This is a genomic window from Collinsella sp. AF18-8LB, from assembly GCF_003459795.1.
In the GTDB taxonomy this organism is placed as follows: Bacteria; Actinomycetota; Coriobacteriia; order Coriobacteriales; family Coriobacteriaceae; genus Collinsella.
The window spans coordinates 1-22,191 of the sequence record NZ_QRWU01000015.1; the positions used below are offsets into that span (position 1 = coordinate 1).

The window sequence follows — 22,191 nt, forward strand, 5'->3', positions numbered from 1 at the left end:
GCGCCCGAGCCTGCGGACGAGCAGAAGCAGGCGGCACCGGCGGCCGAGCGGGTCGCCCCTGCCGCCGAGCCTGCCGCGACCCCCGAGCCCGCGCCGGAGCCCAATGACCACCTGGCAGCCATGATGCGCCGCAGCGCCCGCCGCGAGGAGGCCTACGTGCCCACCTCTCAGCTCCGCCGCTTCACCCTGCCCGATTCGGCGCCCATCATGCGCCGCGTCATGGGCTTTCTGTCCGACCAGGCCCGCACGCTCATTCATGCCGGCGTGTCGCGCGATCGCATCTGCATCGATCCCGGCCCGGGTTTTGGCAAGACGGCCAACGAGGATATCGTCATCCAGCGCGAGACCGCCAAGATGGCGTCGCTGGGCTATCCGCTCATGTGTGCCGTGTCGCGCAAGCGTTTTGTGGGCGCCGTCTCGGGCGTGACCGAGGCGGCCGCGCGCGATGCCGCCACGTTTGGTGTGTGCCTGGGCGCCATCCAGGCCGGTGCCAACATCGTGCGCGTGCACGACGTCACCGGCTTCGCGCAGTTCCTGAACGGTTACTGGGCCGTCGCCAAGCCGCAGCCGCGCCGCGCGTTTGTGGCCGTGGGTTCCAACCTGGGGCATCGCTGCGACAACATCCGCGCCGCGCGCGACATGATCGCCGAGATCCCGCTCACCTGCGTGTCCAACTGCTCGCGCATCTACGAGAGCGAGCCGGCATACGAGACGCGCCAGGACGCGTTTGCCAACGCCGTTATCGAGATTAAGACCGAGCTGGCGCCGCTGGTACTGCTTGACGAGCTGCAGAAGATCGAGCTCGAGCTGGGCCGCGACCGCTCCAAGAAGGCCAAGGTCAACGGCCCGCGCACCATCGACTTGGACCTGCTGTGGATGGATGGTGAGACGCACGGCGGCAAGAAGCTGCGCCTGCCGCATCCGCTGATCGGCGAGCGCGACTTTGTGCTGGTGCCGCTCGAGGACCTGATGCACGACCCGGCGCGGTTCTTCCGCTTCAACGGCGTTGAGGTCAAGGAGCCCGAGGACCGCGTGGGTCATATCGTGGGCGAATTGGGGCGTATGTAGATGATTGAGATAAATGCTGTTGCCGCCGGTACCGAGCTCGACGCGGCGCGTGATGCGGGCCGCGAGGGCATGTCTGCGGGCTGGTGCGCGTGGAGCGCGGGCGATGCATCGCTGACGTTTTCGCTGGTCGTGCGCCCCGATGTGAACATGCACGCCTTCCACGGCCTGCCGTTTGTGGCCGCAATGGGCATGATGGACGCGCTCGCGGGCACGGCGTCGACGCCGGGCCTGGGCCTTGCCGGCAAGGTGGGTATCCAGTGGCCGAGCGATATCGTGTGCGGTGCGCCTGCGTTTGAGACGTCGCTCGCGCGTGTTGCCGTGAACGGCGGTGCCGGTGCCGCGGGCATGTTTGCCGCGGTGACGGTGGATGTCGAGCGTGCCGTGCTAGGCGGGCTCGGCGTGGATATGGCCGACGAGGTGCTGGTCGAGGCACTGGCCGCGGCGGTGCTCGCTCGCGTTGACGCCTGGGCGGTTGCCGCCAACACACCACAGGGTGCTGCCGGCCCGCTGGCCCCGGTGCTGGGTGAGTACTTCGATATGGTGCCGCTGCTGGGTCGTCAGGTCGCGGCGGTGTCGCCCAACGGCCTGCCGCTCGCGGTCGGCGTGTTTGCGGGCCTGGACATCTGGGGCCGCGCGACCATTAAGACCGACGCCGGCGAGCAAGAGTTTCCGCCCGAGGCCGTGCGCATTCGCGGACTGTAACGCGAGGCACCCGCGCTCAAAGATAACGATGACACCGAAGCCCTCTTCGGCCTGTGCCGGGGAGGGTTCCGCCTATCTGGGGAATGGGTTGCCAGCGCCCTATTCCTCAAAATTGAAAAATTTTCGTTTTTGAGGAATAGGATTAAGGCAGCTCGGTCTTTCGCGAGGTATATTCGCTATAGAGCCTATTCCTCAAAACTGAAAATTTTTCAATTTTGAGGAATAGCGATAAAAGACCGCAGGGAGGCACCAATGAAACTCATCAATAGAACGTCATATATGGACACGTTGACGAGCCTTATTGGCGTACCGGACATCAAGGTCATAACGGGCATTCGCCGTAGCGGTAAGTCAAAATTGCTCGAGGCCCTCCACGATTACGTGGAGGCAAATCTGTCCAATTCGAATGTCATCCATATCAATTACAACCTCGACGAGTTCGAGGGCCTGCTCGAATATCATGCCCTGCTCGCCTATGTGAAAGAGCATCGAGTGTCCGACAAGCAAAACTTTCTGCTTATCGACGAGGTTCAGATGTGCGACGGCTTTGAACGCGCGATCAACAGCCTCCATGCATCCGAGCAGTACGACATCTTCATCACCGGATCGAACGCCTTTTTGCTGTCGAGCGATCTGTCGACGCTCTTTACGGGGCGCACGTTCGAGATCGAGGTTTTCCCATTCTCGTTTGAGGAGTATCGCTTCTATAGTGACGAGGGCGAGGTCGATCGCGACTTCGATGAGTACGCGAGAACCGGCGGTATGTCCGGCTCTTACCCTTATCCACTGCAGGAGCAGCGCTACCAATATCTCTCCAATGCCTTCAAAACGCTCATCGTGAGGGATATCGTGCAGCGGCATAACGTGAGAAACGAATCGGCACTGCTGCGCATTGCCGATTACATGATGGACAACGTCTCCAACATAACGTCGGCACGCAACATTACAGATGTTTTGAATGCGGATGGGCTAAAGATAACGAACAAGACGGTCGGCACGTACATGGGGTACCTGTGCGATGCGTTTGCCTTCTATAAAGTTCGTCGGTACGACATTCGCGGCAAAAAATACCTTAAGAGCGGCGAGAAGTATTACCTGGCAGACCACGCGTTCAAATACGCACTGCTTGGTACACGTGATATGGATTGGGGACGCGTATACGAGAACATGGTGGCCATCGAGCTGCTGCGCCGCGGATACGAGGTATACGTCGGTGTGCTCTATAAAAAGGAAATAGACTTTGTAGCAATCAAGCGAAGCGAGAAGCTCTACATTCAGGTGAGCGACGACATCAGCTCGGATAAGACGTTTGAACGCGAGATTTCGCCACTGCTGAGCATTGTCGATGCGTATCCCAAGATGATTCTTGCCCGCACGCATCACGAGGCCACGGATCGCGATGGGGTGCAGATCGTGGACCTGGCGAGGTGGTTGTGCGGCGAGGCGTAGCAGAAAGCCTATTCCTCAAAACTGAAAAATTTTCGTTTTTGAGGAATAGGACCGATGCATTGCTTAGTCCGCCGCTCGCGCCCGTGCTCGACTTAAGCCCCTGCCTTACCCCAGCTCCTGCATGCGACGATAGATTTCGCAGATACCCTTAATGGTAAGTTGTCCGTCGATCACGTCGAAGGCGTCAGTCGAATCGGCAACGATGCCGGCGAGACCGCCCGTGGCGATAACGGTGGCGTCCTCGCGGCCCAGCTCGCGCTTCATGCGCGCGACCAAGCCCTCGGCCATGGCGGCGGCGCCCACCACGGCGCCGACCTTGATGCACTCCTCGGTATCGCGGCCGATGGCGTGCTCGGGCGCCTCGAGCGGAACGCTGGCGAGCTTGGCAGCTCGGGCGGCGAGCGCGTCCATCGAAATGCGGATGCCCGGCGCGATCGCTCCGCCAATGTAATAGCCGTCCTCGTCGATGACGTCGATATTGGTTGCGGTGCCAAAGTCCACCACGATCGCCGGGGCGCCGTAGAAGGTCTCGGCAGCGACGGCGTTGGCGATGCGGTCGGCACCAACGGCTTGGGGGCGCGCCGCCCGCAGTTTGGTCACCGCAGCCGTCTGCGGCCCGATGACGATGGCGTCCGCGGCAATGCGGTCGGCCACGGCGTGCCACTCGCGCGAGAGCTGCGGCACCACGCCGGCAAAGGCGATTGCGTCGACCGCATCGAGCGAAAGGTCGTACATCTTAAAGAAACCCATCAGGCGCACGTGGATCTCGTCGGCGGTATAGGAGCGGTCGGTGGGCATGCGCCACGACTGCACCAGCTCGTCTCCGTCAAACAGGCCCATGGCCGTCTGCGTGTTTCCCATATCGATAGCGAGCAGCATGTCTACTCCAGGTGTCGGCATAAAAGGACGCGCACCATTGTATACGTGCCGTCGACGGCGCTCGGCTGCGATTCGTTTACGGTGATAGAGGCTGAGGGGTTTAAATATGAAGGAACTATGCTCTACGAGATTTTCCTTGCCGTTTACCGAACTCCCGCGTAATATTCTTTCTTGCGCACATGAGGCGCCCAGACATTGCGGGGTGGAGCAGTCTGGTAGCTCGCCGGGCTCATAACCCGGAGGTCGTAGGTTCAAATCCTGCCCCCGCGACCAAGACTTTTAGCAGCTCAAAGGCACTGTTCCTCTGGGCTGCTTTCTTTTATATCTTTGATTTATAGCAGCGTTATAGCAGGCTTTGTAGCAAATAGCACTGCAAACTAAACTCAATTCGAGCTACGCTAATAGTCGCTAGTTTGCCGCTGGGGTATCCCCCCATGCTCAAGTAGGGCTATAGCCATAGGGCACCAATGACGGAAGCTAAATTACTTCGCGTTTGGGTTTTTCAGACGGGGGTGGTCTTCTTTTAGGAGAATAAGACCGATATATTTAGAGATTTTCGCTTTTACGCCGAGTTGGGGGTATTTCGTCTTCCTTGTAGTTAAAAGCGCAAACTTGGTTAAAGACCAACGTTCATTATTGCCGCGCTGCGGCTCTGTGGTGGCATTACAAGCGGCTTTCTTGCCCCTGCCGCTATCGGTGTGCGTGCGAATTGGTCAAAGCGGCGAATATCGCCATACAACAACGAAAAAGAGCGCCCGCCAACTGAATGGCAAGCGCTCTTTTTCGTTAGCCTGTTCGGCTATGGGCGAATTGATTGTAGCAGCGTTGTAGCAGGCGGTGCTATCGCTCGATGCCCTTTTTCTTGAGTTCCCTATAAAGCGGGGCGCGGCTTACGCCTGTGCGCTCGCATATCTCCTTAACGGAAATGCCGCCGTCTTTGTATAGCCTTACGGCGGTATCCATCTTGTCTGGGTCTGTGGCGGGTCTGCCAAACTGCCGCCCGCGCGCTTTTGCCGCCGCGATGCCCTCTGCCTGTCTTTCCTTAATCAATTCGCGCTCAAACTGTGCCATAGCCGCGCACATTGCAAAGAAGAAACGTCCCTGTGGGGTGCTGGTATCGGTGCCCTCTTTGATGGATACAAGCGAAACGCCGTTTTCCTCAAAGCGTTCGGCAAGACTGAATAGCTGCTTACTGCTTCGCGCCAAGCGGTCATAGCTGCAAACTACAACAGTATCGCCACTCCTTAACTGTCCAAGCATTTTGTCGAGTTCGGGGCGGCTTTCTTTAACGCCGCTGATTTTGTCGCTAAAAATCTTATCAACACCACGTTTAGCCAACTGGTCTAGCTGTCGGTCTAGGTTCTGCTCTTTGGTGCTAACGCGTGCATATCCAAATATCATTACTTGCCCCCTTTGTAGGTGTATCTAAAAGTTTAAGGCATTTCGGGACAATAATAAAGAGACAGTTAAAGAGACGGTTAAAGCGTCTGTTTTTCACTTTGTTCTCGGTTGCTTATTGCCGTCTCTTAACGTGTGCTTTTGGGACACGCCTAGCGGTTAGTGTCTTTGTTACAGTATTGCAAAACTGCCGCTGATACGCCGATAAACTCGAACGGTGTTTGCGGTCGCATAGGGCTATAACAATTCGCATGCCGCCCGCCGCGCCTGTGTTTCCCGTCACGGTCTATTGCTTTCGCGCTTCAACTAAAACGCTGAAAGAATCAAGCAGCTGTTCCTTGGCATGGTCAAGTGATGCGATACAAGCGTTAATCTGCTCTATAGCTGGTTCGTCCGTTGGCGTGTCCTCAAGCGCTATCGCCGCCGCTTCTTTAATCGCCCGTTCGAGACTTGGCGCATATAGCAGACCGAATCGCTCGCGGTCGTTTAGCTTACCGACAATTCCAACGAGATAGCATTTCAATTCAAGCTCTTGTGCCTGTCTGTAGAATTGATACGGCGTATTGAAGTTCTCGCGCGTCCACGATGCCAACGCTTCGCCTATTGATTCGCCATGTCTGTATTCGATATCCCAAACGTCAAGAAAGGGCGATTGCGAATCGTCAAGCTGTTGCAATATAAGGGCGCGTTCCTTTCCATCGCATAACAGGGGATTCCTGTAAACGCGCGTGCAAATATCTATGTCGATGTTTAAAGCGTCTGCAAGCTCTACCGCATCATTTATGTCAAGCGCCTTGAGGATTTGGAAAAACTGGGCATTTGCGTCTTGAACGTGTCTTTCGTCTCGGTGCAACGGCTCGCACAAATCTAAATCACTTGGCAAGCGTGCCAAATCGCTAAAGGCTTGATTTGCAAGGCTCATTTCTTCACGAAAGCACGTCTCGCAAGTGCTGAAAGCGTCAAAGCATGATTCGCGCTCATCGTTTCGGTTGTTGATTGAACATTGCATGATTGAATCGTCAAGTAGGCTTTTGTTCATTTCGAATCGCTCCAATTATTTATTTAACGTTGGCGGTTACGCGCTGCCGTCCTACCGCCTTTGCTGCCGTTCAATCGGGCTTTGCCTATCGCGATCGCCGATTCGTCAACAAGTGGCACACCGCGCCGCCCGCCGCTATCGACAGTTACAAGTTCAAGGTCTATTAGCGTTGCGATAAAGGCTTCGTATTCCTCGGGGGAGTTGAAGCACAAACCAAGCTGAAAGCCCCTATAGCCCTGTTCACCTTCGCGCGGTATGGCGTGCGCGTTCGTGTTAGATAGCAGCTCAATAAGCCGCCAATAGCGTCCGTATGATTCCATACCACCGACTGAAATAAGTTGATTAAGATAGGGGTTCCCAGCGTTAGCGGCTTCGTGCTTAACCCATGATATGGGGCAGTTGGAAAGTGCCCGCGCCGCGCACGCTTCACCTGCTTTGTTTAGTTCATCGCCCATAGCCGCCGCCCGTTATAAGCCGAAATATCGGCACACTTGGTCGCGGTTAAGACGAATCATATTTCCGCGAATCCTTACCGCCGACAGCTGCCCATCTTTAACAAGGTTGTAAACAGTGCCCTTTGAGATTTGCAAGCAGTCTGCAACCTGCTTAACGGTTACAAGCTCTTGAAGGTCTTTTAAGTTGCGCGGTACTTCTTGCCGCTCGGTGCTTTTCATTAGTGCCCCTTTCAACGTGCCGTATAGGACGAATCGCGATTCGATGGGGCTATATAAACATAAAAGCGTTCTATGGGATTCTAGCAAACGAATACGCCAATAGGCAATTTAATAAGCTATATCATTCAGAAAAGACCGAATCAGCAGCGGTCGTGATTAAAAGAGACTCGCCAAAACGTAATATGTGACCTCGGGTAACTACTAAAGCGATGGTTTAAGGTTGGGTTAACCCTTAAAGGTATGTTTACCAACGCTTTTTTATTAACGCTAAAGTGTGTAAATGAGTTTTGATTAACATATGGACTTCATAACTCGGTGCGTTAAAACAAGTTTTCAACAAGTTTTCAACCGGTTTTCAACAGTGCTTGCCGTCTTCTTTTCTTCTAATAAGGTTGCACGCCCGCCGCGCTCGCGCTTGCCCCTAAAGGCGCAAGCGTGGCGGGCTGCTGTTATCTAGTCTTATCTGTTCTTATCTGTATTGGCACCCTATAGGGTCGCTATACAAAGAGTAAAGCCACCCTATAGGGTTGCCGTATCGGGCGTATAGGGTGGCTGGGCGTTGGCTGTATGGATGGGGCGCTTATTTGTCGCTGCTGAAAACTGTCTCTCCTAGTTTGTGCGTTGCGGCTTCGATAACAGCGCCCAGCGTATAGTACGCATCGCCAATATGCTTGTATGGACAAGTGCCTGCATCGGCTGAATCTGCAAGCATTTTCAGCAGGCACGCCGCGCCGTTTAGGGCTGAAATGGCGTCCTCTGGTTCATCGTTGAACGTTATTAGTGTGTCGCTCTGTTTATCCATGTTGTCATGTCCTTTCTAAAAATTGAAACTGCTTACCTGTTCGTTGATTGGTCGCACCTCATTAGACACTCTACGATGCCCGCCGCCCGCCGCTTTGCGTCTGGGTCTGCACTCGCATATGTGTTTAGCGTCATTGCCGCGTTAGCGTGTCCTAGGTTGCTTGAAACGGTTTTAACGTCCATGCCATGAGCAAGCGCCAATGTCGCCCATGTGTGCCGCAGGTCGTGAAAAGACACGTATCGCCCTTCGGTGCCACGCGTGCCAAGCATCTTTACTAGCAATGTCCAGTCTTTAGATAATCTGTCTGGGTGGTAGTATCCGAGCGCATCGCCAAGAATGAAAGAATTGGGGTTAAGCGATGCCATGTTATCGGCGAACGCCTGTCGTTGCTTTTCCCGCCATTGACTAAGCACTTCTAGTAAAGTGTCGGGCAAAACAACGTCTCTCGCCTTGTTGGTCTTTGGCTGCTTGATATATGCACCTCCTTTACCAATTCCAATAGCTCGCCTAATCCATATGACGCGGTTGTCCTCGTCAATGTCTCGCCATTGCATCGCGCATACCTCCCCGCGCCGTGTTCCCGTGTTAAGTGCAATGTATGCCGCAACAGTGACGGGTGACAGCTCAAGCAGGCTTAACTTTCTAAGAAGCTCGGCAAGCGCTGTTTCATCTAACGCATTGATGCCCTGCTTCTTGTTGACGCGTTTGGGCGGCTTAACAAGAGACAGGGGATTATTGTCAATAATTCCCTTAGCGATAGCGTTATCAAGAACCATCTTTAGCAGCCTGAAAGCCTTTCCTATTGTGGATGATGAGCGGTCTTCTTTAACAAGTTCAGCTATCCATCTTTCAGCATCAATAGGCTGTAAATCTATTATTCGTGTTTCGCTAAAAGCAGCGGTTATATATTTCAGCGAATCGCGATAGCTGCTTATGGTTGACGGCTCAATAGCTTTAGTTTGTTCCTTTGCGTCTATGTATTGCGACACATATTCGGGTATAGGCATGTCTGCCATTGGTAACGATATACCGCCGTTACGGTTTAGGCTTTCGCTATGCTCGCGCTCTTTTTCTTGCCGCCATGCTGCTAGCTCTGCGTTAGCCGCCCGCTTGCCCGTGGCGTTTAGCGTGCGCGTTATATATCGGCGCTTGTTAGTGGTATCGCGGTATGATAGCCGCCCGCGAAACTTGCCGCGCTTTTTATCCTCTAGCAATTCCTGTCCTGTGTAGTAAAGCGTGCCCATAACCAAACCCTTCAAGAACATTTCATATTCATGATTTGTAGCAGTGTTGTAGCAACCTTGTAGCAAACGGCTAATTTTGTAAAACTAACTGAATGATTAAACGCTACGCAACTGTATGAACTGTATCAACAAAATAGCAGCTTAAATGCTATGTTATCACGTGAAAGAAGAGTTATTAGATTTGCTGAATAGAATAATATAAAGCACTCTCATAACCCGGAGGTCGTAGGTTCAAATCCTGCCCCCGCGACCAAGAACTTGCAGCTCGTCGGCCTAGCCGGCGAGCTTTTTTGTTATCCCGGGACTGTTTTCTCGGCCCAATTCCTAACCTCCCAAACAAAATCTCAATCTGTAACATCTAGACCCGATTTGGGCGGCTAGGTGTTACAGGTTGAGATATACCGGTGGGTTGGGCCGTGTTTGTCTAAATCTGTAACACGAGGGACGGATTTTGCCGAGTTGTTGTTATAGATTGAGATTTTCTAGCAGGTGGGTTTGGTTTGTCTCGATCTGTAACGGGTAGGGGTCAAAAGTGGGTCTAGCTGTTACAGATTGAGATTGTTGAGGTTGGGTCGAGGGGAATGTCTCGATCTGTAACAGTAAGACCCGGTTTTGCCGAGTAACTGTTACAGATTGAGACAAACCGACGGGCCGCCCCGCCCCATCCACCTGCCGCCACCTTCTATCCGCCGATTTCCGTTGCGCTGTCGTATTCCCATGCCATATCCTTTAGACAACTACGCGGCACCATCGCCGCCGCGCCTACAAGAGAGGAATGTCCATGACCACACCTGCGTCTAAGCTGCTTCAACCCATTACGGTTGGCCCCCTTGAGCTCAAGAACCGCATTATGTTCCCGCCGCTTACCACCGGCTACGAGGAGCGCGACGGTTCCATCGGCGAGCGCAGCCTGGCTTTTTACGAGCGCCTGGCCCGTGGCGGCGTGAGTTACATCGTCATCGGCGACGTCGCTCCCGTTATGACCGCAAGCCCCACGCCCAAGCTGGCGACCGACGCTCAGATCCCCACGTTTAAGGCACTGGCCGACGCCGTCCACAAGCACGGTGCCAAGGTCGCACTGCAGCTGTTCCACCCCGAGTACGACGTCCCCGGCGTCGGCCGCATGGTCATGGGCTCAATGGCCGCCGCCAAGGCCGCGCAGGAGGCCAAGGCCGCCGGCGACGAGGAGACCTTTGCCGCCAAGATGGCCGAGTCCAACGAGATCCGCAAACAGGCCTACGCCAAGCTGCACCACGACATGCAGCACTTTGTGAACGAGGCGAGTGTGGAGCAGCTCACCCAGATCAAGGAAGCCATCGCCGCCTCGGCCGCTCGTGCGCAGCAGGCTGGCATCGACGCCATCGAGGTCCACGGTGACCGCCTGGTGGGTTCGCTGTGCTCGGCCATCCTCAACCAGCGCACCGACGAGTACGGTGGCTCGTTCGAGAACCGCGTTCGCTACGCGCTCGAGGTCGTCGCCGCCATTAAGGAGGCCGCGCCGCAGCTGATGGTGGAGTACAAGCTCCCCGTGATCATGGAGAACCCCGACGGCACGCCGCGCGGCAAGGGCGGCCTGCAGCCCGACGAGGCCTGCGAGTTTGCCAAGCTGCTCGAGGGCGCGGGCATCGACATGATCCAGGTCGCGCAGGCCAACCACACCGGCAACATGGGCGACACCATTCCGCCCATGGGCGCCATGCCCTACAACTGGACGCTGCCGGTGGCCGAGCGCGTCAAGGCCCTGGTCTCCGTGCCGGTGGCAACCGTGGGCCGTGTTGTCTCGGTCGAGGCCGGCGAGAAGATTCTGGAAGACGGCGCGGCCGACATCATCGCCTATGGCCGCTCGCTCATGTGCGACCCCGACATTGCGCTCAAGGCCGCTACGGGTGAGCCCATCCGCGAGTGCCTCAACTGCAACAAGGGCTGCGTCGACGCGATCCAAAACCGCAAATACATCTCGTGCGTGCTCAATGCCGAGAACGGCGACGAGGCGACCATCGCCATTAAGCCGGGCGAGGGCGACAAGAAGATCGCCGTGGTGGGCGGCGGTATTGCCGGCCTGGAGGCGGCGCGCGTGGCGGCCAAGCGCGGCTACGACGTGACCGTCTACGAGGCGAGCGACCATCTGGGCGGCCAGATTGTGCTGGCGGCCGCGCCTCCGCGCAAGGACGAGATCATGCGCTCGGTCGAGTACTACGAGAAGATTCTGCCCGGCCTGGGCGTGAAGGTTGAACTCAACCACACCGCTAGCCCCGCGGACCTCAACGCCGCCGACGCCGCGATTGTGGCCGTGGGCGCGCACGATGTGGTCATTCCCGTACCCGGTGCCGATTCGGAGAAGGTTGTCTCGAGCTGGGACGTGCTGGCCGGCAAGGTGGAGCTCAGCGGGCGCGTCGCCGTCATTGGCGGTGGCCTGGTGGGCACCGAGACTGCCGAGTACCTGCTGCAGCACGGCTGCGAGGTGGCGATCGTGGAAATGCTCGACAAGATTGCCGCGGGCGAGTCCGAGACCATTCTGCCGCTGATTATGAGCGACTTTGCAGAGCACAATGTGGAGCAGCATGTTAAGACCCGCCTGACCGCCATTACCGACGAGGGCGTGGAGGCCGTTCGCACCACCGAGGACGGTGCCGAGGAGCCGGTGAAGATTGCCTGCGATTACGTGGTGATGGCCGTGGGCTCCAAGGCCAACGCGTTTGACCTGGACGGCGTGACGGTGCCCGTGACCTGCGTGGGCGACTGCTCGGGTGAGCGTACCGCCGACATTGCGAGCGCCATCCGCACGGCGTATCACGCGGCCAACGAGCTGTAAGCAAGAAAGCTACCGCGTATTGAGTGGGCGGGGGGTGCCGTTATCGGCGCTCCCCGCCTTTTTGTCAATGAGGGCGCCCCTGACCAGTGGGTTCAGAAAATCCGACTCTTTAGAACATGAAAATCCGAATTATATGAACATGAAAATCCGAATCGCAACCACCCGAAAATCCGAATTTACTACAGTGGAATAGAAGAATCAGAAAGCAGGAACTGGAAATCTGCGGGGGTGGCTCATGGCAGGAGAGAGGCTACATCGGGACGGATACATCCCACGTATCGTGGATGCGCAAATCGAACGCTACCTTCGTGTTTTTGGCGCGGTCGAGATTGCAGGCACCAAGCGGTGCGGCAAGACGTGGGCCGCGCTTGAGCACGGGGCGTCCGTCTCGTATGTCGACGAGAATCTCGACCTCGCGCGTGCCGACCCGGCGATGATGTTGCTGGGAGACCGTCCGCATATTATCGATGAGTGGCAGCGCGTTCCCCAGATTTGGGACTACGTTAGACACGAGGTCGACCGTGCCCGGGGCACGCGCGGCGCCTATATCCTCACGGGTTCCGCCACGCCTGCGTTTGGCTCAAAGGCGGAGGCGCCCGCGCATAGTGGAGCCGGCCGCATCGGCCGCGTCCGCATGCACCCCATGACGCTTGCCGAGACAGGTGAGTCCAACGGCAAGGTGAGCCTGGCGGGCTTGTTTGAGCATCGTTTTGAGCCCTGCCGGTGCAATGGCGATACGCCGGGGCTTGTCGAAGCCGCTTGCCGCGGCGGCTGGCCCGAGGCGATCGATATGGTCTCGGCTGACGCCCAGCTCATCGCCCGCGAATATCTCAACACCACGTTTTCGAGCAGCTTTCCGGCGGTCGGTCTCGACCCCGATATTGCTCGTCGAGTCTCCGCATCGATCGCGCGCAATCTGGGACAGGCGACCACGTATAAAACGATTCTTATGGATATGTTCGGTGCCGAGGAGGAACCCGCAGCGTTTGCCGACGAGACCAAGGTGCGTAGGTACCTGGATGCTCTCAAAGGCATGTTCATTCTCGAGGAGGTCCCCGGTTGGGTTCCCGCCGCGCGCGACAAACGACGCTTTACCGTCAAACCCAAGCGCTATCTGGCAGATCCAAGCCTTGCTTGCGCCTTGCTGGGCATGTCCTTGCAGGCGCTGCTTGCCGACTGGCAGACATTTGGTCTGGTGTTTGAGAATATGGTTATACGCGACCTTTCGGTCTACGCGCGGTCGCTCGACCTGCTGGATAGTACGCCCGTGCGCTATTATCGCGACGATTCGGGCCTTGAATGCGATGCCATCGTGCAGCTAGCCGATGGACGGTGGGCCGCCTTTGAGATTAAGGTGAGCGAAGATAAGGCGAGCGCCGGCGTCGAGAGCCTCAAGCGCGCTCGCAAGAAGGTCTGTGGAAATCCTCGTTCACGCACACACGAACCGGAGTTTATGGCCGTGATTGTGGGGGTGGGTGAGTACGCCCGCGAGGTCGAGAACGGTATCTACGTGATACCCGTGCGCGCGTTGGGGTGTTAAGGGGGCGGTACGTCGTGCGTCCGCTGCCCGGTGCTACGGATTGGTGCAAGGGGGTCAGGTTACTTTGCACCAAGAGCTCGACTTTTAAGACATCATTAAGGCTTGTGTTGTGGGGCAAACCGCAGGTCAATGCTATTCTTTTCCCTTATCGCATGGTGTTGTATTCTGCCTGAATTCTATGCCTACGAGCAATGATTGAGCACGACCAAGCGGAAAGGATGGCACGCTCACTAGCAGGGCAAACGTAAACGATGGGTGGCATGGACCGACATAGCGAGCTCTAGCAGCACAAGACGGCGGCCGAGTACCGCCAAGCTGCCGACGAGCATGTGCGGACCCTCAAGGATTTCTGGAAGGATTTCCTGGTGAGCGGTCTGTTTGTGCTGGCCGCCATCGTTGCCATCTTTGCATGCCTGGCCTAGTTTGCCGCGAATAACCGAGTGAGCGCCACGGGAAGCACGATCGCGGCGAAGGGCCCGCGGTTTGTGCTCTCGGGAACGCAGGACGGCACGGCGGGCAAGTACGACGCCCAGGACAACTGCGCGTCGGACAGTCCAAGCCTTGCCGTGAACAATTTTTTCAACCTCAATAACACGAGTGCCGATGGCAGTCTCTCTCCGGGATCGGCGGGCCAGCTCCAGCTCAACGTCAAGCCGCTCTGCAACGACCTGCACGATATCACGGCGGAGATGACCTAGGAGATTTCTGTCCAGACGAGCGCTGCGGGTACGGGCACCGCCGCGGACGCATCGAAAAACGAAGAGATCATCAACTCGCTTAAAGATTTGGTGCGCGGTCATATCCTGGTTTTCTAGGGCAAAGACACCTCTGGCTTTTACTCCAATCCGCTGGTTCCCACGACAACCACGGTGACCCAGGACGGAGCCAGCGTTACCGTCATCACGCAGAGCTTTGCCATTCCGGCGAGGAGCTTTCGCGCTGAGGGCTCAAACAATACGACCAAAACCGTACCCAAAACCCTCTACTGGATTTGGCCGGAGCAGTTTAAGAGCTACGTTCGCACGGGCAACGCCGGCTACGGCGGCAACCTTTTTGCGAGCACGGACCCCGCCGCGGGATACGCAGCCTTCGTCGGCGACATCAACAGTAACCACGCGCGCCATTTCCGCGCCGATAGCACGAGTGTGCCAGGTCAGGCGCCTAGTGCGGTTCCGCCTGTCGGAGCCGGCATGTTCGCTGCGGATGTGGAAACCTGCGCCAGCTACTACAACAACGCCGACGAGGTTATCGGCAAGAACATCAAGTACATTCGCGTGCGCTTTACCGCCAAGGAGGCGGATAAATAAATGGACGAGCAGCTTAATGCCCGCGAGCAGGGCGATATCAAACACAACGAAGGAGCGGCAAACCCCGGCGGCAACGGGTTCGGCTCGCACGGCGAAGCACGTCCGGTTGGCCGCATCGAGTGCATCAAGACGTGGACCAGCAATCATCGTCGCGAATCCCTGGCCATCATGGGCCTGTTGGCCGTGCTTCTCGTGTTGCTGGGGTTGACGCTCGGATGGTTTGTCGATGCCAATCGCGGCTCCACCGTCGGCAAGATCAAGGAGCCGGCAGAGCTCAAGGTGCTGGGCCCCAACGCTACGGCCGCCGAGCAGATCGACCTGAGTTACAACCCCGAATACGGCGATACCAAGACCGGCAACACGGTGACGCTCAAGCGCCCGTTTTGCGTGCAGACGGGCGGCGATGGGTTTGAGCTGCAGCTTGCGAATACGACCAATATTAAAGGTCTCACTATCGAGCTGTATAAAGCCGAGAATCAGGGCCTAGGTGATACTCCCGACGTGAGCGGCACTGCGGGTGGCAAGCCCTATAGCATGAAAATGTCTGAAACGGATCTGCTGAAGAGCTTCACGCCCATCAACGACCCGGGCGGCGGCCTGGCAGCCGTGCCGGGCGAGGGCGCAAGCGACCCTACATTCAAGGACTATCAAAACGTCCAGCGCAACGCACGCCCGCTCTACCGTTTCAAGGTGTTCAGCAAAAGCGAACTCAACGCCAAGACACTCGACGGCTCGAATGGCAAGGACACGCTCAACTTTATCATCAAGCTTTCGTGGGACGAGAGCGCCAAAGAGACCGATGTGATCTACCTGATCGCGCGCAACACGAGCGGTAAGTAGGAGAGGGGGCGCACATGGAGAAGCGGGAGAAGCAGCAGGATGCCGAGCGCGAGCAGCTGGCAAAAAGCAAAAGCCTAGTCAAGAACAAGCTGGTTGTGGCGGCAATCGCACTTGTTTGCGCCGTGGCGCTCGTGATGGGTGGTTACTTTACCTATTCCGCCTACATCGCCAACGGATTTCTTAAGTCCGTCGCCGTGACGGGTACCGCTCAGAGCCTGTTTGCGAGCGATTTGCTCACGGGCTACATGGGTACGCCTAGCAGCGACGAGCTCGACCGTGCCCAGCGGATGCTAGGAATGAAGTGACGTACGTCTACAAGCAGGCGAGCAAAACATGGGAGAGACGGGTCGAGCCTAACAAAACCGACCCCAAAGATACGCTTGGCGATGCGACGATGCATAGCTATCTCCAGAGTGCCTACTACAGCATCGAGCTGGAGAACGACAAGGGGGAAAGCATTGACACGCTTGAGCTGGACGCCGCCGTTTTTCAGGGCTTGGGTAATAAAGGTTACCCGTTCCGTGGCGTTATCGTTGGTAACCTGAGGGGCTCGTCGCAGGTAGCTACGCAGGCGGCTATCAAGATCCGCAACTCCAAGGACACAGGTGCGCTTTCTGGGTTGATCCCGTATAGCTACGGTAGCGTTGTGAGTAATCTGAACATTGAATACTCGGGCAAGGCGGCCTCTATTGCACATAAGAATAAAGACGCCTCTGGCGTGCCGGGCGCGTTTTTTGGCGGCGTGATCGGGTGCGTCCGCAGCGGGACCGATGGTTTGTATGAGAACGTAACGGATGGCATTTCCAACTACGTAACGGGGGCGAGTGAACTTGCCGAGGTTAAAGCTGAGGGCAATGCGATTACCTTCACCGACACGAAGGAGAATGGCAAATTCAAAACGCAGAACGCTGGTACTACGTTTAGCCTGCCCTTTACTGTTACGGTCAAAACGCAGGTTGAGCCGAGTCGGTTCTACGCGAACTATCGCTTGGTGATGACAGTGAGCCTGGTTAAGGGTGACATGGCGAGCGCAACGCCTCAATCGCCCGACTATGTGACCTATACGCTCACGAGGGTGAACCTCAACGGCATCGATCACTGATTCCGAAGCCGACTAGCTTCGCAAGGGGGGCGGCAACCACCCAGTTGCCGCCCTCTAGTCTGCTCGATCCCAGTCTTGGACTCCGCTGGACAGTTAGTTCAGATACGTATAATTCCAGACCGCAGCAGGCGCATCCGGCGCTCGTTTTGGGGCAAAAAACAGTCCAGAACTATGGTTAGCTGGCCGATATGAGCTCGATTTGCATTTAGTGAGCTGCCAACGGGGCTTCTCAGGGGGCCAGAATAGAGTTTCGGCGCTGTCAAAAAATACGAATCTGAACTAACTGTCCAGCTGCCGCTGGAGAAAGGCGTTTTAGCTTTGCCGACTTCCCAGCATCTTTCCAACTTTCCACTTAACTTAACACCTAAGGTGGAAAGCTGGAAAGTTAAGTGGAAAGCTGGAGAGTAAACGGAAGGCCCGCCGCGTTAACTTAGGGGCTAGGAGGGGTTAATAATTACGCAAACCATACCGAGCCAAACAAAAAGATACCAATCTGGTTGGTAAAACACGCTCAATGAGCTGCGAGCTAACTAGCTGCGTAAATAGAACGTAAAGAAATGTCGCAAATAAATGGCAAATGCCCAGATGCCGCCGTTGCTATTTTCAATTAACTGCTACGCGCGAACAGCAAAATGCTACTATCTAACATGCACGTAAGAAAGCAGATTAACGGTTAAGGCTAAGAAGTGGCAGGTATGTCAGAAGCAACTAGGACTCGCACGCATGCGCCTGAGGTTAGGCAGCGCGCCGTCGAGGTCCTCCAAGAGGGGGTCGGTCATCGCGCCCTCGCCGCGGAGCTTGGCATTCCCCAGGCAACGGCTCGTCAGTGGGCCCGCGCATATGCCGTGGGCGGTGCCGATGCCGTGCTCAACGCGGGCACTCACCATCACACGTATTCGTACGAGGTTAAGCTCGCCGTAGTTAAGGATCGCCTGGAAAACGGCCTGACGGTTCGCGAGGCCATGATCAAACACCAGATTCCCAGCGAGTCTTCGGTTAAGGCCTGGTGCCGCCAGTATCGCGACGGCGGCGAGGCAGCGCTGGTTGATAAGCCGCGCGGTCGTAAACCACGCGCCAAGAAAGCGGAGTAGCGAAAACGTGCGCCTACGGGGTGCATTTTTTCTATCGCGATGCCCCTCTAAAGGCTCTTTCGGAGCAGAGGAGGTTGTCATGTAATGGGGCGCGCGCCCTGCACTGCCGCGACGGGGCCCGCCATATTGCTTCAATATGGACAGGCTTCTTACCTCGCACGTCTAAAGTTCCACAGTTGGCCGAAAGCCCGCCTTCAGGTGCTCAAATTAGCGTTATAACGTAATGCATGTATAGCGTTTTTGCATGGGGGAGTGATGGTATGACGCTACTGTATTTCCTTACCCTGTTTCCGCTGGTACCGGCGCTGGGCATGCTGCTTGCGCGCGGTGACCGTGCTCGCGATGCGGTAGGGCTTGTAGGCTCCGGCGTCATTATGGCGACAACGGTTGTAGTTGCCGTCTTATTTTTTGGCACGGGTCCGCAGAGCTTTGAGGTTGCCCCCGGCACCTCGCACGTGCTCTCGATCATCAGCTCCGTCATCGACGTGATCCTGTGCGCCGTCATCCTGTACAACGCGCATAAATATAAGAGTGTGCTTACCGGTGTGCTCGGCATCGTCCAGCTGGTGGGTTCGGTCGCCTTTGCGGCCATGACGCTGCCCGCGGTCGAAGCCGTCACCGCTACGCCGCTCTACCTGGATTACATGAGCGTGATCATGGTCCTCGCCGTTGGCATCGTCGGCAGCCTGATCTGCGTGTACGCCTTGGGCTACATGAAGGACTTCCAGGCCCACGACGAGCACGAGGCCGCACTTCACGGGCAGACTGCGCCCGACCGTCGCCCGCAGTTCCTGGCGCTTATGTTCTTGTTCCTCTCGGCCATGTTCGTCATCGTGACGAGCGACAACCTTGAGTGGCTGTTCTGCGGTTGGGAAATCACCACCGTGTGCTCGTTCCTTATGATTGGCTACACGCGCACGCCCGAGGCCATTAAAAACGCCTTTACCCAGATCATCCTCAACATGCTGGGCGGCATCGCGTTTTTGGCCGGACTCATGTACCTGCACGTTAGCGGCATGCCGCTGACCATCTCGGGCATGATCGATCTTGCCGGCGCTGGTACCGCGCAATCTGCGCTGCTGGTGATGCCGGTCGTTCTGCTGTCGCTCGCCGCACTCACCAAGGCCGCACAGATGCCGTTCCACACCTGGCTGCTCGGCGCCATGGTTGCCCCCACGCCCACGAGCGCCCTGCTGCACTCGTCCACCATGGTCAAAGCCGGCGTGTTCCTGATGGTCAAGCTGAGCCCGCTCTATGCCATCTATCCCGTGACCGGCTTTATGGTTACGAGTGTGGGCGCCATCACGTTTTTGCTTGCTGCCCTCATGGCCATCTCGCAGAGCAACGCCAAACGCGTGCTCGCGTACTCCACCATTTCCAACTTGGGCCTCATCAGTGCCTGCTTGGGTGTCGGCGCGCCCGAGGCCGTATGGGCGGCCATCTTCCTGATCCTGTTCCATACGGTGGCCAAGTCGCTGCTGTTCCTGTGCGTGGGTACCGCCGAGCATCATATCGGCAGCCGTAACATTGAGGACATGGACGGTATGTTCAGCCGCATGCCGCACCTGACGCGTCTGATGATGCTGGGCATCATGGGTATGTTTGTGGCGCCGTTTGGCATGCTCGTTTCCAAGTGGGGCGCCCTGGTGGCGTTTGCGCAGACCGGCAACGTGCTCATGATCATGGTGCTTGCTTTTGGCTCGGCCGCGACGTTCTTCTTCTGGGGCAAGTGGCTTGCCAAGCTTTCGGGCGTCGACCCCACGGCTCAAAACGTTGAGGTCAATGTCCATAAGACCGAATGGATGGCGCTCAACACCATCGCCGCGCTGCTGATTCTGTGTTGCGTGGCGTTCCCGGTTATCTCGAGCGGTCTGGTGTCGCCTTACTTGGCCATGGTGTTTGGCCGCGTGCCGTACGTTATTGGCAAGGATGCCATGTATCTGATGGTGGTTATCGTGGCGTTTATTGCCGTGGTGCTGCTGACTTCATTCCGTGTGAGCAACAAGCCGCACGTAAACGTATATCTTTCGGGCGTGGGGACCGACAATTACCGCCATTTCCGTGGCTCGATGGGTCACGAGGTGAAGGCCGAAAAGCGCAATTGGTACTCGGAGGACGCCCTTGGCGAGAAGCGTATCGGCCCCGCGGGCAGCGTCGTGTGCTGCAGCATTATCTTGTTTGCGCTGCTGTGCTGCGCGTGGATCGGGCCCGAGAGACTTGCCATGAGCGCGCCCTCGGTGCTGCGCGGTAAGTATTTTGAAGGTTCGGGCGTCGTGGGCATATTTATTGGTACCGTGGCGTTTGCCCTGATTGCGCCGCTTGTGGGCGGTTTGATCGACGGCGTTGACCGCAAACTTTCGGCCCGCATGCAGGGCCGCGTGGGCCCGCGCCTGCTGCAACCGTTCTACGATGTGGCCAAGCTCCTGCGCAAGGCCCCTGCCAGCGTAAACACCATGGATGATACCTACATGGCGTGCGCGCTCATCTTTACCGTGGTGGGCGGCGGCATCTTTGTGTCGGGTTCCAACACGCTGTTATGCGCTTTTATGGTGACGCTCGCCGCGATCTTTGTGGTGTTGGCGTCCGCTTCGACGCAAAGCCCGTTTGCCCAGGTTGGCGCCGATCGTGAGTTGTTGCAGGTTATGAGCTACGAGCCCGCCGTTCTGCTGATGAGCGTGGGTCTGTATCTCGCCACCGATAGCTTCGACTCCATCGCCGTAACCGGGCAGTCGGCGCCCATCATCGCGTACAGTGCGCCCATTTTCTTGGCGCTGCTTGCGGTGCTCACCATCAAACTGCGCAAGTCGCCGTTTGACCTTTCGTACTCGCATCACGCGCATCAAGAGATTGTCCAGGGTGTCGCCACCGAGATGAGCGGCGGTACGCTGGCCAAGATGACCCTTATGCACTGGTGTGAGACCGTGCTGTTTTTGATGTGGGTGGGCATGTTCTTTGTCTGGGACAACCCGGTGAGCTGGGTCGTAGCCCTGGTCGTGATGGTTGCGACGTACTTTGTCGAGGTGCTGATCGACAACACCTTCGCGCGCAGCACCTGGCGCAGCTGCTTTAAGCTCGGCTGGGGCGTGGCGCTGGTGTTTGGCCTGCTCAACCTTATGCCCATCCTCGTTGACGTGTTTATTTAGGAGGCGGCATCCATGGATCATAAAATGTCGCGCTCGCCGTGGGTTATTCATTACGACGGCTCGAGCTGCAACGGATGCGATATCGAGGTGCTGGCCTCGCTCACGCCGCTGTTCGATGCGGAGCGCTTTGGCGTGGTCAATACCGGCAACCCCAAGCATGCGGACATCTTTTTGGTGACGGGGTCGGTCAATGCCCAGAACCTGCCCGTCGTGCGTCAGATTTACAACCAGATGCTCGAGCCCAAGTGCGTGGTGGCCTGCGGCATTTGCGCGTGCTCGGGCGGCGTATTCCGCGATGCCTATAACGTGATCGGCGGCGTGGACCGCGCGATTCCCGTGGACGTGTACGCGCCCGGATGCGCCATCCGCCCCGAGACCGTGATCGATGCCATCGTGGAGGCGTGCGGCATTCTGGACCAGAAGGAGGCCGTGATGCGTGCCGGTGGCGACCCGCTCACCGTGGGAGGTGCCGCAACCTGGGACGGTGGCGTTGAGCTGGGCGAGGACGGGTTTGTGGCAGTTGCGGGGGCCGGTGACACGCCCGCTGGGACGCCCGCCGCGCCCGTCGCTGCAAAGGAGGCCGAGTAATGCAAAAGGCTATCTATACCACCGTTGGGATCGACGAGCTCCTGTCGCATGTCCAGGTGCTCAAGGGCGTCGGCGCGCGCTTTGTGCAAATGCATGCCGAGCGCAACGTCGACGACGGCACGTATCGCTTGGTCTATACGTTTATCAACGTTCGTGCTGCTCAGGAGCATATTGCGCAGGACGGCAGCTATGCGATTGAGAACCTGGTAGTCGAGGGCATCGACCAGTACCAGGAGATTCCGTCCATCAGCTCGTACTATCCGGCGGTGTTCCCGTTTGAAAACGAAGCGCACGACTTATTTGGTCTTGCCATCACCGATATGCAGATCGACTTTAAGGGCTTTTTCTACCAGGTTTCGACTGCCGAGCCCATGAGCGTTATCACGCCCGAGGTGAAGGCCGCGCGCGAGAAGGCCATGAAGGTCCGTGCCGCCGCCGAGGCCAAGGCGCGCAAGGCTGCGGCCGAGAAGGCCGCCGCGGCTGCGGCTGCTGCGGGGGAGGGCGCCGCGGGCG

At 57.2% G+C, this 22,191-nt stretch carries 22 protein-coding genes and 1 tRNA gene; 16 read left to right on the plus strand and 7 right to left on the minus strand.

From position 1 onward, the window contains the following. From folK to DWX25_RS09095, 3 genes are all read left to right on the plus strand, one after another. Nucleotides 1–1,068, plus strand: a 1,068-nt coding sequence (folK, locus tag DWX25_RS09085; RefSeq protein WP_199412348.1) for a 2-amino-4-hydroxy-6-hydroxymethyldihydropteridine diphosphokinase, incomplete at its 5' end; no start/stop codon positions are given. Beyond that, the gene (locus tag DWX25_RS09090; protein ID WP_117798837.1) at nucleotides 1,069–1,770 is read left to right on the plus strand and encodes a hypothetical protein; all 702 of its coding nucleotides are present in this window, start codon (nucleotides 1,069–1,071) and stop codon (nucleotides 1,768–1,770) included. 252 nt (nucleotides 1,771–2,022) lie between these two features. Beyond that, nucleotides 2,023–3,219, plus strand: coding sequence for an ATP-binding protein (locus DWX25_RS09095; RefSeq protein ID WP_117798838.1), 1,197 nt, complete (start codon nucleotides 2,023–2,025; stop codon nucleotides 3,217–3,219). 105 nt (nucleotides 3,220–3,324) lie between these two features. Here DWX25_RS09095 and DWX25_RS09100 read toward each other — a convergent pair whose 3' ends face one another. Beyond that, nucleotides 3,325–4,098, minus strand: a complete 774-nt coding sequence (locus DWX25_RS09100; protein WP_158550213.1) for a type III pantothenate kinase — start codon at nucleotides 4,096–4,098, stop codon at nucleotides 3,325–3,327. Nucleotides 4,099–4,294: 196 nt separating this feature from the next. On the opposite strand from DWX25_RS09100, the gene DWX25_RS09105 reads away from it, so the two are divergent. Further along, nucleotides 4,295–4,371 (plus strand) — tRNA-Met (locus DWX25_RS09105). Between the two features lie 339 nt (nucleotides 4,372–4,710). Then, a complete protein-coding gene (locus tag DWX25_RS09420) occupies nucleotides 4,711–4,929 on the plus strand; it encodes a hypothetical protein (RefSeq protein ID WP_147335811.1) in 219 nt (72 codons plus the stop codon). A 9-nt stretch (nucleotides 4,930–4,938) separates the two neighbouring features. Here DWX25_RS09420 and DWX25_RS09110 read toward each other — a convergent pair whose 3' ends face one another. The 6 genes from DWX25_RS09110 to DWX25_RS09135 all read right to left on the minus strand — a co-directional run bounded on the left by DWX25_RS09110 (nucleotide 4,939) and on the right by DWX25_RS09135 (nucleotide 9,255). Next, nucleotides 4,939–5,499 (minus strand): recombinase family protein, encoded by a 561-nt coding sequence (locus DWX25_RS09110; RefSeq protein WP_117798839.1) that lies wholly within the window; start codon nucleotides 5,497–5,499, stop codon nucleotides 4,939–4,941. A gap of 283 nt (nucleotides 5,500–5,782) precedes the next feature. Beyond that, a complete protein-coding gene (locus tag DWX25_RS09115) occupies nucleotides 5,783–6,535 on the minus strand; it encodes a hypothetical protein (RefSeq protein ID WP_117798840.1) in 753 nt (250 codons plus the stop codon). Between the two features lie 23 nt (nucleotides 6,536–6,558). Beyond that, nucleotides 6,559–6,990: a hypothetical protein gene (locus DWX25_RS09120; RefSeq protein ID WP_117798841.1), complete on the minus strand. Its 432-nt coding sequence runs from the start codon at nucleotides 6,988–6,990 to the stop codon at nucleotides 6,559–6,561. Nucleotides 6,991–7,002: 12 nt separating this feature from the next. Further along, nucleotides 7,003–7,209, minus strand: coding sequence for a helix-turn-helix domain-containing protein (locus DWX25_RS09125; protein ID WP_117798842.1), 207 nt, complete (start codon nucleotides 7,207–7,209; stop codon nucleotides 7,003–7,005). 580 nt (nucleotides 7,210–7,789) lie between these two features. Continuing rightward, nucleotides 7,790–8,011 carry a hypothetical protein gene (locus tag DWX25_RS09130; protein WP_117798843.1) on the minus strand — a complete coding sequence of 74 codons (222 nt, stop codon included), beginning with the start codon at nucleotides 8,009–8,011 and terminating at the stop codon, nucleotides 7,790–7,792. Nucleotides 8,012–8,043: 32 nt separating this feature from the next. After that, a complete protein-coding gene (locus tag DWX25_RS09135; protein ID WP_158557559.1) occupies nucleotides 8,044–9,255 on the minus strand; it encodes a tyrosine-type recombinase/integrase in 1,212 nt (403 codons plus the stop codon). Nucleotides 9,256–10,036: 781 nt separating this feature from the next. Here DWX25_RS09135 and bilR point away from each other — a divergent pair. From bilR to DWX25_RS09190, 11 genes are all read left to right on the plus strand, one after another. Further along, nucleotides 10,037–12,067, plus strand: coding sequence for a bilirubin reductase, long form (gene bilR / locus DWX25_RS09140; protein ID WP_233505203.1), 2,031 nt, complete (start codon nucleotides 10,037–10,039; stop codon nucleotides 12,065–12,067). A 235-nt stretch (nucleotides 12,068–12,302) separates the two neighbouring features. Continuing rightward, nucleotides 12,303–13,607, plus strand: a complete 1,305-nt coding sequence (locus DWX25_RS09145; protein ID WP_117734759.1) for an ATP-binding protein — start codon at nucleotides 12,303–12,305, stop codon at nucleotides 13,605–13,607. A 485-nt stretch (nucleotides 13,608–14,092) separates the two neighbouring features. Next, entirely contained in the window at nucleotides 14,093–14,305 is a 213-nt protein-coding gene (locus tag DWX25_RS09150) for a hypothetical protein (RefSeq protein ID WP_117798846.1), read from the plus strand. Between the two features lie 171 nt (nucleotides 14,306–14,476). Beyond that, nucleotides 14,477–14,914, plus strand: a complete 438-nt coding sequence (locus tag DWX25_RS09155; RefSeq protein ID WP_117798847.1) for a hypothetical protein — start codon at nucleotides 14,477–14,479, stop codon at nucleotides 14,912–14,914. Further along, nucleotides 14,915–15,754: a hypothetical protein gene (locus DWX25_RS09160; RefSeq protein ID WP_117798848.1), complete on the plus strand. Its 840-nt coding sequence runs from the start codon at nucleotides 14,915–14,917 to the stop codon at nucleotides 15,752–15,754. Nucleotides 15,755–15,768: 14 nt separating this feature from the next. Continuing rightward, on the plus strand, nucleotides 15,769–16,059 hold the full coding sequence (locus DWX25_RS09165) for a hypothetical protein (RefSeq protein ID WP_117798849.1): 291 nt from the start codon (nucleotides 15,769–15,771) through the stop codon (nucleotides 16,057–16,059). Further along, nucleotides 16,056–16,856: a hypothetical protein gene (locus tag DWX25_RS09170; protein WP_117798850.1), complete on the plus strand. Its 801-nt coding sequence runs from the start codon at nucleotides 16,056–16,058 to the stop codon at nucleotides 16,854–16,856. Before DWX25_RS09165 ends, DWX25_RS09170 begins: the two co-directional genes overlap by 4 nt. Before the next feature lie 695 nt (nucleotides 16,857–17,551). Continuing rightward, entirely contained in the window at nucleotides 17,552–17,947 is a 396-nt protein-coding gene (locus DWX25_RS09175; RefSeq protein WP_117734753.1) for a helix-turn-helix domain-containing protein, read from the plus strand. Nucleotides 17,948–18,207: 260 nt separating this feature from the next. Then, a complete protein-coding gene (locus tag DWX25_RS09180; RefSeq protein WP_117798851.1) occupies nucleotides 18,208–21,090 on the plus strand; it encodes a proton-conducting transporter membrane subunit in 2,883 nt (960 codons plus the stop codon). Nucleotides 21,091–21,102: 12 nt separating this feature from the next. Beyond that, complete coding sequence (locus tag DWX25_RS09185) at nucleotides 21,103–21,678, plus strand: NADH-quinone oxidoreductase subunit B family protein (protein WP_117734751.1); 576 nt, start codon at nucleotides 21,103–21,105, stop codon at nucleotides 21,676–21,678. Then, nucleotides 21,678–22,191 (plus strand): NADH-quinone oxidoreductase subunit C (locus DWX25_RS09190; protein WP_117858922.1); only part of this gene is annotated, 514 nt, incomplete at its 3' end. The genes DWX25_RS09185 and DWX25_RS09190, both read left to right, overlap by 1 nt.

What these genes read in the sequence shown, in the direction of transcription:
- DWX25_RS09090 (WP_117798837.1), top strand. Translation starts at nt 1,069, where the DNA reads ATGATTGAGATAAATGCTGTTGCCGCCGGTACCGAGCTCGACGCGGCG.
- DWX25_RS09095 (WP_117798838.1), top strand. Translation starts at nt 2,023, where the DNA reads ATGAAACTCATCAATAGAACGTCATATATGGACACGTTGACGAGCCTT.
- DWX25_RS09100 (WP_158550213.1), bottom strand. Translation starts at nt 4,098, where the DNA reads ATGCTGCTCGCTATCGATATGGGAAACACGCAGACGGCCATGGGCCTG.
- DWX25_RS09110 (WP_117798839.1), bottom strand. Translation starts at nt 5,499, where the DNA reads ATGATATTTGGATATGCACGCGTTAGCACCAAAGAGCAGAACCTAGAC.
- DWX25_RS09115 (WP_117798840.1), bottom strand. Translation starts at nt 6,535, where the DNA reads ATGAACAAAAGCCTACTTGACGATTCAATCATGCAATGTTCAATCAAC.
- DWX25_RS09120 (WP_117798841.1), bottom strand. Translation starts at nt 6,990, where the DNA reads ATGGGCGATGAACTAAACAAAGCAGGTGAAGCGTGCGCGGCGCGGGCA.
- DWX25_RS09125 (WP_117798842.1), bottom strand. Translation starts at nt 7,209, where the DNA reads ATGAAAAGCACCGAGCGGCAAGAAGTACCGCGCAACTTAAAAGACCTT.
- DWX25_RS09130 (WP_117798843.1), bottom strand. Translation starts at nt 8,011, where the DNA reads ATGGATAAACAGAGCGACACACTAATAACGTTCAACGATGAACCAGAG.
- DWX25_RS09135 (WP_158557559.1), bottom strand. Translation starts at nt 9,255, where the DNA reads ATGGGCACGCTTTACTACACAGGACAGGAATTGCTAGAGGATAAAAAG.
- bilR (WP_233505203.1), top strand. Translation starts at nt 10,037, where the DNA reads ATGACCACACCTGCGTCTAAGCTGCTTCAACCCATTACGGTTGGCCCC.
- DWX25_RS09145 (WP_117734759.1), top strand. Translation starts at nt 12,303, where the DNA reads ATGGCAGGAGAGAGGCTACATCGGGACGGATACATCCCACGTATCGTG.
- DWX25_RS09160 (WP_117798848.1), top strand. Translation starts at nt 14,915, where the DNA reads ATGGACGAGCAGCTTAATGCCCGCGAGCAGGGCGATATCAAACACAAC.
- DWX25_RS09165 (WP_117798849.1), top strand. Translation starts at nt 15,769, where the DNA reads ATGGAGAAGCGGGAGAAGCAGCAGGATGCCGAGCGCGAGCAGCTGGCA.
- DWX25_RS09175 (WP_117734753.1), top strand. Translation starts at nt 17,552, where the DNA reads ATGTCAGAAGCAACTAGGACTCGCACGCATGCGCCTGAGGTTAGGCAG.
- DWX25_RS09180 (WP_117798851.1), top strand. Translation starts at nt 18,208, where the DNA reads ATGACGCTACTGTATTTCCTTACCCTGTTTCCGCTGGTACCGGCGCTG.
- DWX25_RS09185 (WP_117734751.1), top strand. Translation starts at nt 21,103, where the DNA reads ATGGATCATAAAATGTCGCGCTCGCCGTGGGTTATTCATTACGACGGC.